Origin of the sequence: Bacillus cereus group sp. Bc061 (assembly GCF_027715825.1) — a bacterium.
GTDB classification, from domain to species: Bacteria; Bacillota; Bacilli; order Bacillales; family Bacillaceae_G; genus Bacillus_A; species Bacillus_A paranthracis.
Genome location: NZ_JAQFTZ010000001.1, coordinates 1,147,881 through 1,160,654 on the forward strand (window position 1 = coordinate 1,147,881; position 12,774 = coordinate 1,160,654).

A 12,774-nucleotide genomic window follows, 5' to 3' on the forward strand; every position below is an offset into this window, starting at 1 on the left:
ATATCTATGCTAAGGCTTTTAATTTGGGATTATTAGAGGACACTCATTTTCGTTTATAGAACTTAATAAATACATAGATTTTATAATGAATTTATTAGTAAGGGAGAGAATATGAAATGTTCACTAATAATAGTCCGGAGAATATATTACATACAGCTTATGAAGCAAAAATGATTTCGTCTGGAGATAATTCGCCATCTATAAAAATAAAAGGAACGAAACTTCAATATTTACTTGTATTGATTCATCTTGGTTTTGAGTCAAATGCTATAAAAATGATGTTAAATTGGACGAATGATGAATTTGAAAAGCGCGTTAATTTATTAGAAGCAGAGGGGCTATTGAAACAAATAGGAGGGAGGTACTATCCAACGTGTATGATTATAACAGCTTGTGAAGGAGAAAAGCTTTATAACCTTTGTGAACCTCTAATTAAACCAACACTTAAGATTTTTGAAAACTATTCAAGCCGTATTGAAGATATTTCAAAAAGAATCGACACGTTTAATCATTTATCTAGAGAATCTTATAGTCTTTTATTGTATAGTGGTGTGTTATTAGATTTTGGACAAATAAATTACATTGAAGAAAACTATTTAAAAAAGAAACGACCTTTAAGAAATAAGAAACGATATTATTATGCTATTCAAGAACAAGAACTAACAGATATAGAGGCTTTCGGGATGTATGGTAATACGTATTTAGATTTAGGAGAAGTTCAAATTGGTCTTTATGGAAATTCTCGATATTCAACATTAAATTTAATAACAGCAGATAACGAAACATTTAAAGAATATTTTCAAAACAATAGTACCGATATTAATTATAAGAAAAAACAATTAGTAAAAGGTTTCGTAGCAGCAGATAGACAAAAAGACTTACATTTAAACGTAGTTTACGAAAAATTAGGCTTATATCAAAATTCACAACCTGTTATCCCTGTATTTAAATCAACAGACTTATTTATACTTAACGAAATTGCAAACACAATCAGTGAAGATTTAGTCTTATTATTCAATGAAAACGATAAACCTTTAAAACAATACTTTGCCAGCAGCAGATACTCAAAAGAAATTACTTATGAAGAGTTTTTTATCTGGTGGTATCACTTTTTCTATACAAAAGTAACTGAAGAATTAATAAAACAAGGTGTAATTATAACAAGCACACAAAAAAATCAAACGTACATAATCCATCAATAACTTTAAATTAAAGTGTTAATATACTTTTACAAATGTAGCAGCTGAACGGTAAAATCTGAATTTAAAATCTAATATAAAGAAAATAAGATATTCAAAGAGGAGAAGAGCCATGCAAAAGAAATTTATCAATCCAGAAACGATGCCACCAACTTTTGGATACTCACATGTAGTGGAAGTTAGTAACGCTAAACGAACGATTTACATATCTGGACAAGTAGCAATTAATATAGACGGTCAAATTGTTGGAATTAATGATTTAGCTACACAAACACGACAAGTATTTGAAAATATTAAAATCGCATTAGAAGCGTCAGGCTTAAATTTCAATGATGTAGTAAAATTAACATTTTTCTTAACAGACATTTCTCAAATGGCCGTTGTTAGAGATATTCGAGATCAATACATTGATACTAATAATCCACCGGCAAGTTCAGCTGTCGAAGTTAGAAAGTTAATTAACGATAACTTATTAATTGAAGTCGAAGCAATTGCTGTAGCAAACTAATTTTAAAAACTTATTATGAATCATATCCATGCAATTCGTTTAATGTGTTCATTTAAAACGAATTGCATTTTTTATTGTCTTAAATATAATTTATATCTGGAGACATTATCATCAACAACTCATAAAACAACAACAAATAAGCACACAATCGATTACACAGAATGAATCCGATGAAAAGGGAAGCGTAACAATGCAAACTAACATATAATAAGTTTATTACTTTTATCCAGTTAACATAATATATATTATAGGCAGTTATAGAACCAAAGTAATATCAGGTATCAAAATACAAGTAAACTATACTTAATGAGACAAAACAGAGATTTTTAGTGAGATTCACATAAAATCTTCTTTAAACGCATTTATACAGTTTTTTATCTTTTTTTTATTTATAAATTCATCACAGCAAATCTTAATCGATTATTGATTAAGATTTAACGAATCAAAAACATTTTTGATCAGTAACAATTTTTTTATGCGGAAAAATCTTTTTACAAAATATAAATTAATAATTTTATTTTATGTTGTACTTTATAAATTTATTGCTATTTACACACGTTTTACAACTTTACATTATTTCTTGTTATTTCTGTTATTTACGCTTGACTTTTATTATTCGTATTATCTTACACTCTAGTTAACATAACGTTTATTTTTAACATAAAAAAATCTCCCTCACCTTCAGGAAGATTTTTTAGCTTGCTAGTATTTCATTTATATCTTTTTAGTAGCAATCCCAGTTGTAAATAACATTGGAAAAATCTAGATTTAACAAATCTTCTTTTTTAATAAAGAAATTAGCAACACCAGAATCTCCCCACATAATATTTAATGAGTCGTCTGTATCGATTTGTAGTAATAATATATCATGTTGTTGGTATTTTTCTTCCCATTCCCTTGGATCTGTCTGTGTAAAAAATGGATAACCACCAATTTTATGTCCGAAATCTTTACATAAATCATCATACAGTTCGCCTAATTCTGTATTATTTTCTTCATCAACAATTTCTTCCCAATCAATATCCTCACTAAACATCTTTTCAAATCGATAATCTCTAGATGTTATGGGTTGATAATCTAATTCAAATTGTAATTTTGCTGCTTCAGGTATGATAAAGTCTTCTATTTCTAAAATGTTTAAATAACTAAAATCAGTAATTACCTTATTTAAATCTTCAGTAATTTTAGAATGATAAATAATTCGAAAGTCTTTTTGGATTGTTGGGTGATCAAAATCTGCTCCATAAAGCTCATCATCAGTACTTACGAAAAACTGCAATATTCCTTTTTGGGGCATATATTCAACATGCGGAATTTCTTCAAAGTTTAACTGCGCAAGTAACATCATAGGTTGTCCATTTGAATCTTTAGGATGCTCTTGATCTATAGGTAAATACGGATAACCACCAAACTTACTCTCAAAAAGAGTTGTCTCTGCTTTCGTTCCAGTCACTTTAATATACGGTTTCACACTTTCTTCTAAAATAGTACGATACTGTTCTAGTTCTTTCGGAATTTGAAGTTGATACGTATTTTTCATCACATTTGCCTCCCTTTCATAATGAATTGAAAATGCCTTACTTAATTATATAGCAAGAGATAGCTTCATGAAAAATTGTTAAAAGTCCGTTTTCACCCTCGTTTTTTGCGCACTTGGTGGACAAAGTAGATTATGTTCTAAAACCTTTTTATTAATAGTTCGAATTAAATTCGCTGCTTCTGCAGTATTTGTATTTTCTTTTAGTTTTTCTTTTAAGTCATCAATTTCCTTTGAAATCTCAATCCACCTAGGTAAAACATGATTATTTTTCAAAGTTCTATACAGTTGTTTTTCAGGATTGTACGAAAGATCTTTATCAAGATTCAGTGGTTTCCCTTTACCAGGTAAATTATCAAAAGACCCTTTCTTTTCTGCTTCTTTAACGATAGAACTAATATGATCCTCATACGTATAGGACCAAACTTTCTCATCTTTTACTAAAATCTCTTGCTTTTTTAGTTTTTTATCTAGTTCTTCTTGATTCATAGATTCTCTCTCCTTTTTATTTTTTAGTGTCGTTTTTGTAAGTTCTAATGCCCTTAATCCATCGAATAGCTTTTCTCGCCACCACACGCCATCATGTCCGCCTTGGAACTCTTCATAAGTGGTTTGGTATCTATTTTCTTTTAAAGTTTTATATAGGCGTCTATTAGCCGTTAAAAGAGGTTCATTTTCAAGTTCACCTACTGCTATGTAAGAATTGAGATGAGTCGTATTAAAATCTATTGATGAAATTTGATTTTCAATCCAAGGAATTGTATTTTCGTAATTATCCTTTTCCCAATGTACGGATCCAGACATTGACAACACATTTCCGAAAATATATGGATTTTGAAGTGCTGCATAAAAAGCTGCTAGGCCACCAAGACTGAAACCTGCAATTGTTGTATGTTTCGCTTCTTTATGCACACGATACTTAGCCTGAATCCACAGAAGTAATTCCTTCGTTAAAAATGTATTCATTTTATCGTTATAAGTTAGCTCTTCTAATCGATCAACAGGATCTATAGCAACAGCAATACACGATGGGATTTCTTTTTCGTAAATTAAATAATTAAGTGTTTTTGTGATTGAAAGGTCATTAATGAATGAATTCCCATCAAATACAATGAGAAGTTCTTGAAGATGTGAAGTGTGAGAATAATCATGAGGCGTATAAATATGAATTTTACGTGTGTTATTTAAAATCGAACTATAAAAAGAATATGTTTCAATCTTTCCGGATGGATAATCATTTGAAGGAAAACGACTGCTATACTGCACTTCCATATCTATTTTTAACACAGACGCTTTATTGGCACCTTCTCCAAATACATTTTCATTGAATGGGTCTAGTCGGTACTGTTCACTACGCTTTCTCCAATCATTTTTGAAAAAATCATTTATTGTAAAATAATAAGTTGAAATGAACCTTTTATTCGTCCTAAACGTAATATACCAAATATCTGTCTGTAACAATCGTTGTAATTGATTTACAGACAGATCCCAACCAGGAAAACTACCGACTACATAAACATTTTCAGTATTTTGATCACCTAACCATATATACGTTATAAGTTTATACTGATTATCTATAGGACATTGTTCTACTAGTGGTGTATGATTTGACTTGATTTCATCCAAAAAAGTATAAAGAGCTTTTTCGTTTCCATTCTTTAATTGATTTTTAAGCTTCTCTAACTTAGGACTGATTATTGTAGTCACCTCTCTTCCTCCTTTGTAGTATTCTATATGTAGTTTTTCATTAGAATCCCTATATAAAAGTAGTCGTAAGTTATGTGTTTAGAGAAGTTATTGATTAGAAAAATGATCAATTGCTTGAATAGAAAGTTCCAATGATTTTATTCTTCTTTCTAAAAGAGTTCTTTGAGGACTCCCGAGCTTTGACTTAACATAAATCTTTTCAATTGATGGAAGCAAACCAATTAGAACATTTCGAGCGTCTGCTAAATCCTCTTGCGTGTAATGATGGGTTTCTTGATTCCAAATACTTTCTAACATAGCTAAGCCGATACTAGCTGCTTTGAGTCTTTTTTTCACTAAATTAGTGTTTGAGCCTTTTTGAGTCATTTGAGATAGCGCATTTTCAAGTTTACGGATTGTTGACTGTAAAGATTTAATTGATTCTACTTTATCTACATTTGATATGTTTTCCATATTAAACCTGTCCCTTCTTCGTTTCTAAATTAGTTTTCTTGATATTTGATAATACCATTTAGAAGCGAATTTTACTCGAAATATTTGAGTTGGACATGAATTGAAAGGAAAACAGCTAACAAACTTCTATCTCCTCCCTCACACATTCTCTATATGTACTTCTTTTTTCTCGTTAAAATACCTACATGGACAAGTTGTTAATATTGAATATTTTATGAACAAAAAACGTACAAGTAGCACCGCTTGTACGTTTTTAATCAGTAAGGTAATAAAGTAATAACTTTCGAGTCTTTTCATAATTCATGAAATCTCTATACAAAATGGGATACTTCATAATCTCTGTTTCTAAAAAACGATATTGTGGAAACCATTCAAAAAAAGATTTCCTTAGCCACTTTATTTGATTGAACACAATCTCCTGTTCATTATTATTAAGCACGTAACTTAAAGTACCTGCTGTATGCATCCAATAATAATTTAAATCAGCGCTTATACAATCATCTTCTGTAAACATATTATTAAAATCTTTTCGTATTTTTCGAATGTCACAATTCGGAAACGGTTTATGCAGTGGACTATGCATTTTCTGCAATTCATTAAAAATAACCCTTTTTCCTAACTTCAACTTTCCACCCCTTTAGTTTTCTATCCAATTTAATAAGTTTTCATAATGATATTGAGCATCTGTATAGCCAAGATTATATAAAATAACGAGCTTTTCTTTACTTCTTTCTATTCCGCTTATTGGAAGCTGTACGCTAGGCTGAATAATATAAAAGTTGTCTTTTTGTTCTATTTGATTCATATAAGATATCGTCTCATTATAAAAACGATAATGTTCTACTAAAGATTGTGCGATATTCGGATATTTCCTATATAAAATTTTAGCTAGGCCAGAAAATTTATTTCGTTGCTTCTCATATCCTTCTGGTTTTGTCATAATTACAACGTTCTTTTCATAACCATCAGTTTGCGCTTTTAAAACCGGAATAGGATCTATAATTCCTCCATCTAGTAATTTTCGATTATCATATTCTACAGCAGGCGCTATAAACGGCACTGAGCTAGATGCACGAATGATTTTTAAAATATCATTTCCGTGTTCTGCTTTATTATAATAAATAGCTTGTCCTGATTCGCAGTCAGTCGTTCCTATAACAAACTGTTCATTTGAGTTTAAGAAAGTTTGAAAATCAAATGGTACAATTTTATTAGGTACTTCATCAAATAAAAAATCCATTCCGAATAATTCACGTTTTCGAATTAAATTTCGATAAGATATATAACGATGATCTGCTACTAACTCTGTATTTACTTTTTTATTTCTCCCTTTTTGACGTGATAAATAAGTTGCTCCCATACAAGCTCCAGCGGATACGCCCACTACATAAGGGAAAAATAAGTTCTTTTCCATAAAATATTCGAGTACGCCTGCAGTATATAAACCTTTCATTCCTCCGCCTTCTAATACTAAACCGATATTTTTCATGCTATATCCCTCTGCTTCTTTTTTCTTACTTACATATTAGCATAAGATATTAAGATGAGGTTGTATAAAAGGATTACAACAATAGCCAGAAACTACTAATGTAATATCATAACTTCACACCGAGTTGCATGGTACAATATAAGTAACACATTCCACAAATAATGGAGGAGGAATTTCCTATGGGTTTATTTAGCGGTATTTTAGGAAATGCATCAAATACGAGTACAGAAAGTGTAGAACGTGATTTAGAGAAGATTATGTTAGACGATGAGAAAGTTGAACATGCTTATAAATTAATTCGTGATTTAATTGTATTCACAAATCGTCGTCTTATTTTAGTAGATAAACAAGGAATATCAGGTAAAAAAACTGAGTATCATTCAATCCCTTATAAAAGCATTACACAATTTAGCATTGAAACAGCTGGGCATTTTGATTTAGACGCTGAACTTAAAATTTGGGTATCTAGTTTGAGCACGCCAATTACGAAAGAATTTAAAGGTGACGATAGTGTTTTAAGCATTCAAAAAGCGTTGGTAACATATACGACGAAATAGTGTATTTTTGCATGTTTATTCATTTTAAAAATTACTAATCCGATTATTTTGGAAGAATATACATTAAAATTGTATATTTAATCTAAAATAACATAAAAAGGTAAAGCGTATTTTAAACGCTTTACCTTTCTTTTTTGTAATAAATAAGTGTAGTTTTATCATTTAATTTCTTAGTTACTTCTGTTCTTTTATATCCCATCTTTTCGTATAGAAAACAATTTCTTTCTTCTTCTAAAATCGTAGCAAGTTCAAAACTTCGTGCTTCTGGAAACATCTCTTCAATTAAAATAAGTACCTTCTGAGCAATTCCTTTCCCTTGATAGATTGGATGAATAAACATTGGACTGATCCAAAATTTATAAGGTAGTTCTTTTTGGGATATACATATCGCTCCAACAAGTTTCGAATCTATTATCATCTTATAAAAATTACTGCTGGGATTATTTATTCTAAATATAGTTTTTTCAATAGATTCATTTGCTGGGTTTGTTTCATAGTCTTTATATTTATGTAATAAAGGGTTAAATGAGTCTATTTGCATTTGAAATAAAACTGCTGCATCACTTTCTGTTGCCTTCTCTAATGTAATCTCCATGTTACCAATTTAGTCGTTTTCTTAATGAAGTTATATGAGCTGTATGATGACGACCATGCCATGCATATAGTCCAATTGCAGCAGCAAGTTTTGTTTCACCAGTATCTGGATGGTTAAATGTCTTTTCTAAATCTTCAAGTTCTAAAGAATATAAAAGGTTAACCCATCTTTTATGTAATGACTCTAACATTACTAATGAAACATCTACTGGTAATTTAGAATCAGGTAATTCTGCCCACTTTTCTTCTTTATATGGTTTAATCGTTGGATTCTTTTCTGTTAGTGCTAATTTAAAGCGTATGTAGCTATTCATGTGGCTGTCAACAACGTGATGGACTACTTGACGAACTGTCCATCCACCAACGCGGTACGGTGTGTCTAACTGCTTCTGATCTAAATCTTTAATAGCTTTCGTTAGTTCATTAGGTAAATCTTCAATTTCTTGAATCCATGTATCTATCATGTCTTCCGTTATAGGACGTTTGTATGTAAATTGCCCAATTGGATATCGTAAATCATTCATGAATAAGTCCCCCTTCTTATAAGCGCGAAGTATTTCTCCAAATATAATGTACAAAATTCACCTGTTCCCCATTCAATTGTACAGATGTTGTATCTGCTTCGTTTTGATAAGAAGAAAACCCGCTTTTTTCTAGTACAATTTGTGATGCAAGATTATTAGAAGTTGTTTTAGCATGAACCTCATTAATTTCATTATTTTTTGCTACGTCTAAAATTAATTTTACGGCTGCAGTTGCAACTCCTTTTTTAGTAAATTTTTCTCCGACCCGATAACCTAACGAACTGATTCGAGTCTCCGAATCTATATCTACTAAATTTATTCTCCCTACAATTTCATTTTCTTCGTTACGAATTAAATAAAAATAAGATTCTCCATCCGCCTGTTCTATTAATAAATTATCTAGTAGTTTTTGGAAATATTCAAAATCAAAATATTGCGAGCCACGATTAGGTACCATTGTTTCAAAAAAAGACTTATTCGTAAGTTCAAACGTAAATAAATCCTTAGCATCGTGTTTCTTTAATTGTTCTATGTATATTTTCATTTCGATTACCCCTTCTATATCTACTAACTGTTATATATTCTTTTTTAATCAACTATTTTCCTGCTATTTCTTTCGTTTTAATAACACAGCAAGTAGCACTTTTGGATGAAATAGGTGAAATGGACTACGAATTAAATTCATCACTCGTACTAACCGAATATAAACATCAGAATTACTTGCGGATAGTCGATATATTTGTTTCGTATACCATAGCTGAAATTTTTGTTTTGTAGTTAATTCTCTCTGTAGCTGCGGGTGACGTGATATTTCCGTTGTTGTCATATCCCAAGGGGTTTCTATTATAGTAGCTGCCTTTTTATAAAATTGTTTTGTAAATGTTTTATCAAGTTGTTTTCTACCTTGCAGAAGTAATTGCAACTGGTGAGCTTCCATAGCTGCAACGGAAACACCTTGACCGAAAACAGGATCAAAACGACAGTGTGCATCTCCAACGACTAATAATCCTTCTGGCATATTTGTAGTGAGATCAAATCTCCGACGTACTTGATAAGGAATTTTATACGTTTTGATATCTGAAATTGCCTCCGCTTTATTTAGGAAATCCGTAACATTGGAGATTGATAGATTTTCAGCAAAATTATAAAATTCCTCATCTGTTTGTGGTGCTTTCTCACTTGCATACCCGCTGAAAGTAACAAAATAACGATTATCCTCAATCGTTTGAATAAGAACACCATGCGGATTGTCAGGGAAACTTGGAGACATTAGCATATTACAGCAGTCTAACTCCTCATTTTCTTTAAGTTTAAACATTTTCGTTGCGTAAAATAAATTAATACGAACTTTCTCTTCTTGTACTTCAATTTCGTATTCTCGTAGCCACTCTATACTTTTTGAACTAAATCCACTTGCATCAACAACAATATCTGCATGTATTTCTTCTTGTATGCCTGTCTCTAAACATTTAACTTTTACTCCACATACTTTGTTAGCCTTTCTGTCTACTATTAACCCTTCCACTAGTGTTTTAAATTTACTGGTGATATTTGAAATTTGATGTATTCGTTTTTGAATATGCCATTCAAGCAAAAACCTACTTTGTTGAATCATATGTACTTCTCCTGTGAATGGCTGTTTCCATAAACCAAATTGATGCCATTTTAAATCGCGAGTAAAGTTATTTACGATACTACCTGCTTCTATTAATTCGTTCGTAATATTTGGAAACAATTCCTCAATGGCGTTTTCTCCGCCTTTTAATAACACATGAGGATGATTACTTTGTGGAACTCTTTTTCTCGAAGACTTTCCATCCCATCTTTCACCAGCTTCTATAATGATTACTTCTTTAAAAGAAGTTGATAATGCTTTTGCTGCGAGCTTTCCTGCCATACTTCCACCAATAACGATAGCCTTATTAAACATGTTTTCCCCCTTAATAAAAAGAGATCCTGTCTTGTATGAATGAAACAGGATCTTAAACTAATTAACTTCTTTATCATTATACTTAAAACACATCAGTAAATTGCAATGTTAAAATTAAAATACCTAATCCCCATACATAATACGCGAATACTTTTAAGGAATGATTTTTTAGATATTGAATCATCCATGAAACGGCTATGTAACCGAAAAACGCAGCTGATAACGTTCCGACAATTAAAGATGTACTAGAAATAGATTCTGCTTTCCCTTGAAAAACATCTGCAAATTGCAAAATGATAGCTCCGACAATAGCTGGCGTTGATAATAAAAAGGAAAAGTAAGCAGCGGTTTCGCGGTCTAACTTCCTCCATAATGCAGCGACGATTGTCATACCAGAACGAGAAATAGCCGGAAAAATAGCCGCTGCTTGAAATGAACCGATGATAAATGCATCTTTATATGTAATGTCATCCATTTTTTTACGACCATTCTTTTGTTTATCCGCCATGTAGAGGAAGAATCCGGTCACTAAAAACTCCCAACCAATCGTAATACCTGTTTTTGAAATATCCTCAAAAAAGTCTTTAAATAACAACCCGATTACAACTGCGGGTATCGTCCCAACAATAAGTAGTAGCATCAGCTTTGAAAACGGATTTTTGATTAAATATATAAATTCTTTTTTGTAATAAATAAACACCGCAAGTAAAGTCCCAATGTGCAGCATCGTATCTAAAAACAATCCTGCTTCATCTAATTGAAACAAATGCCTTCCTAAATAAAGATGACCTGTACTACTTATCGGTAAAAACTCTGTTAAACCTTGTATGATCCCTAATATAAAAGCTTCTAACCAATTCATGATGGGCCCCTTTCTTGTTTGCTTGTACCAATATATGAAGGTTAAATTTTCGATATGAAAAAAACTATATTTCTCTATGAATTTACTTTCAATTCATGGATATATATGTAAAAAGGGATGAGGAGGCTTACTATGCGGAAACATACAAAATTCGGCAATGTATTACTGTGGATAGGACCTATCCTTGTATTTGTAGGGTTATGTATGACAAATGTTATTTCTGATATTCCTTTCTTTTTTGGAAAACATAAAACAATTGGAATTGTACTTATATGTATAGGTGTAGTTTGTTTTATTGCTGCTAATCATTTAAAAAAAGGAGAAAAATATGAGGGATAAATCTAACTAAAAAAACAATCCCAGTATATGTGCTAGGATTGTTTTTTTATTGCTTATTTATAGAATACTTTATCAACGTTATATTTTGCTTTGTATTCATTAATGATATATGTTTCGTAAATTTCTCTTTCTGTTGGATCTTCTACGATACATGCATCAATGCGGTATACTTCATCACGGTGATTTTTAATTGGAGAAACATTGTCTTCGAAATGCTTCTTAATACGTTGTCTAATTTTACGAGCTTTACCTACGAAAAGTAGTTCGTCATTAATATTGTAAAACATAAAAATGCCGCCTTTATCTCTAGGGAACAAGTGGAAGTCGATAAAACCATTGATTGGCGTAATTCTTGGCTCGTCTCCTCTAATAACTTGTTTACGTTCAGTAATTGTAACATCAACTTCAGGGATACTAATTTTAATCAAGTTCATTCACGTCCTCTTTTATTATAAAGATAAATAATAGCATACATATGTAAGAAAAGCTACGTTCATAGCCATATTTCATTTTATAATTCAAATATTATAGGTGTATCATGTAAACTCTTCTTCCAAATCATATGATCACTTGATTCTCCCCAATAATCTTTCAGTACATAATTAGGCTTTCCAAACTTCTTTGTCCATATACTTTGCGCTTTTTTGTATCCACTATCTAAACAGTACTCTGTTATACCTTTGCTAAGTAACGTAAGAAATATTGCATTTAGTAGTAAACTCCCGATACCCTTTTTTTGATACTCCGGCAGTATAAAAACAGTTCCTATTTCATACAAATCCTTAAGTACACCGCCTGTACAACTATTAATCAATGTACTTGCTGGACCAACTTCAATTGTACCAATGATTTTATCGTTATTTGTATCTATTGCTAATAAAAAGTAACGTTTTTCTCCATTACTATCAAAATCTGTTTTCAAATATTGCTTTTTCATGTCAATTTCATTTTCTATGTCATCCAATAGTTGTGATAATCCTTCGTCTTTATATGTATTCGTAATAACTATACGGAAAAATAAGTGTAGTTCCTCTAAATCATCCGAATTTGGTCTCCTAATTGCAACGTTATACAT

General features: G+C 31.0%; 15 protein-coding genes and 1 pseudogene. 4 read left to right on the forward strand and 12 right to left on the reverse strand.

Annotated features, from left to right (window positions below):
- Window positions 1–116 precede the first annotated feature (116 nt).
- Together PDQ40_RS05930 and PDQ40_RS05935 are read left to right on the forward strand one after the other, a co-directional pair.
- Complete coding sequence (locus PDQ40_RS05930) at window positions 117–1,202, forward strand: hypothetical protein (RefSeq protein WP_000494908.1); 1,086 nt, start codon at window positions 117–119, stop codon at window positions 1,200–1,202.
- A 109-nt stretch (window positions 1,203–1,311) separates the two neighbouring features.
- A complete protein-coding gene (locus PDQ40_RS05935; protein WP_001169703.1) occupies window positions 1,312–1,707 on the forward strand; it encodes a RidA family protein in 396 nt (131 codons plus the stop codon).
- Between the two features lie 724 nt (window positions 1,708–2,431).
- Here the strand turns inward: PDQ40_RS05935 and PDQ40_RS05940 are convergent.
- The 5 genes from PDQ40_RS05940 to PDQ40_RS05960 form a co-directional block, all read right to left on the reverse strand.
- Window positions 2,432–3,247: a YwqG family protein gene (locus PDQ40_RS05940; RefSeq protein WP_000799818.1), complete on the reverse strand. Its 816-nt coding sequence runs from the start codon at window positions 3,245–3,247 to the stop codon at window positions 2,432–2,434.
- Between the two features lie 78 nt (window positions 3,248–3,325).
- Complete coding sequence (locus tag PDQ40_RS05945; protein WP_270691286.1) at window positions 3,326–4,951, reverse strand: DnaJ family domain-containing protein; 1,626 nt, start codon at window positions 4,949–4,951, stop codon at window positions 3,326–3,328.
- Between the two features lie 87 nt (window positions 4,952–5,038).
- The gene (locus tag PDQ40_RS05950; RefSeq protein WP_270691287.1) at window positions 5,039–5,404 is read right to left on the reverse strand and encodes a hypothetical protein; all 366 of its coding nucleotides are present in this window, start codon (window positions 5,402–5,404) and stop codon (window positions 5,039–5,041) included.
- 253 nt (window positions 5,405–5,657) lie between these two features.
- A complete protein-coding gene (locus PDQ40_RS05955) occupies window positions 5,658–6,029 on the reverse strand; it encodes a YxiJ-like family protein (protein ID WP_000765966.1) in 372 nt (123 codons plus the stop codon).
- A 12-nt stretch (window positions 6,030–6,041) separates the two neighbouring features.
- Complete coding sequence (locus tag PDQ40_RS05960; protein ID WP_000789268.1) at window positions 6,042–6,893, reverse strand: patatin-like phospholipase family protein; 852 nt, start codon at window positions 6,891–6,893, stop codon at window positions 6,042–6,044.
- 179 nt (window positions 6,894–7,072) lie between these two features.
- On the opposite strand from PDQ40_RS05960, the gene PDQ40_RS05965 reads away from it, so the two are divergent.
- Window positions 7,073–7,450 (forward strand): PH domain-containing protein, encoded by a 378-nt coding sequence (locus PDQ40_RS05965; RefSeq protein WP_000522480.1) that lies wholly within the window; start codon window positions 7,073–7,075, stop codon window positions 7,448–7,450.
- A gap of 121 nt (window positions 7,451–7,571) precedes the next feature.
- Here PDQ40_RS05965 and PDQ40_RS05970 read toward each other — a convergent pair.
- The 5 genes and pseudogenes from PDQ40_RS05970 to PDQ40_RS05990 all read right to left on the reverse strand — a co-directional run.
- Window positions 7,572–8,045, reverse strand: a pseudogene (locus tag PDQ40_RS05970) (GNAT family N-acetyltransferase); the annotation flags it as partial.
- A gap of 1 nt (window position 8,046) precedes the next feature.
- A complete protein-coding gene (locus PDQ40_RS05975) occupies window positions 8,047–8,568 on the reverse strand; it encodes a YfiT family bacillithiol transferase (RefSeq protein ID WP_000999059.1) in 522 nt (173 codons plus the stop codon).
- Between the two features lie 16 nt (window positions 8,569–8,584).
- Complete coding sequence (locus PDQ40_RS05980) at window positions 8,585–9,112, reverse strand: GNAT family N-acetyltransferase (protein WP_000708334.1); 528 nt, start codon at window positions 9,110–9,112, stop codon at window positions 8,585–8,587.
- 63 nt (window positions 9,113–9,175) lie between these two features.
- Window positions 9,176–10,498: an FAD-dependent monooxygenase gene (locus PDQ40_RS05985; RefSeq protein WP_000482078.1), complete on the reverse strand. Its 1,323-nt coding sequence runs from the start codon at window positions 10,496–10,498 to the stop codon at window positions 9,176–9,178.
- Between the two features lie 82 nt (window positions 10,499–10,580).
- Window positions 10,581–11,360, reverse strand: coding sequence for an undecaprenyl-diphosphate phosphatase (locus PDQ40_RS05990; RefSeq protein WP_001104264.1), 780 nt, complete (start codon window positions 11,358–11,360; stop codon window positions 10,581–10,583).
- Window positions 11,361–11,492: 132 nt separating this feature from the next.
- On the opposite strand from PDQ40_RS05990, the gene PDQ40_RS05995 reads away from it, so the two are divergent.
- Window positions 11,493–11,699 carry a hypothetical protein gene (locus PDQ40_RS05995; protein ID WP_001225587.1) on the forward strand — a complete coding sequence of 69 codons (207 nt, stop codon included), beginning with the start codon at window positions 11,493–11,495 and terminating at the stop codon, window positions 11,697–11,699.
- Between the two features lie 53 nt (window positions 11,700–11,752).
- On the opposite strand, the gene PDQ40_RS06000 is transcribed toward PDQ40_RS05995, so the two are convergent.
- Both PDQ40_RS06000 and PDQ40_RS06005 read right to left on the reverse strand, forming a co-directional pair.
- Entirely contained in the window at window positions 11,753–12,133 is a 381-nt protein-coding gene (locus PDQ40_RS06000) for a nucleotide excision repair endonuclease (RefSeq protein ID WP_001048949.1), read from the reverse strand.
- A 77-nt stretch (window positions 12,134–12,210) separates the two neighbouring features.
- The gene (locus PDQ40_RS06005) at window positions 12,211–12,774 is read right to left on the reverse strand and encodes a GNAT family N-acetyltransferase (protein WP_000282917.1); all 564 of its coding nucleotides are present in this window, start codon (window positions 12,772–12,774) and stop codon (window positions 12,211–12,213) included.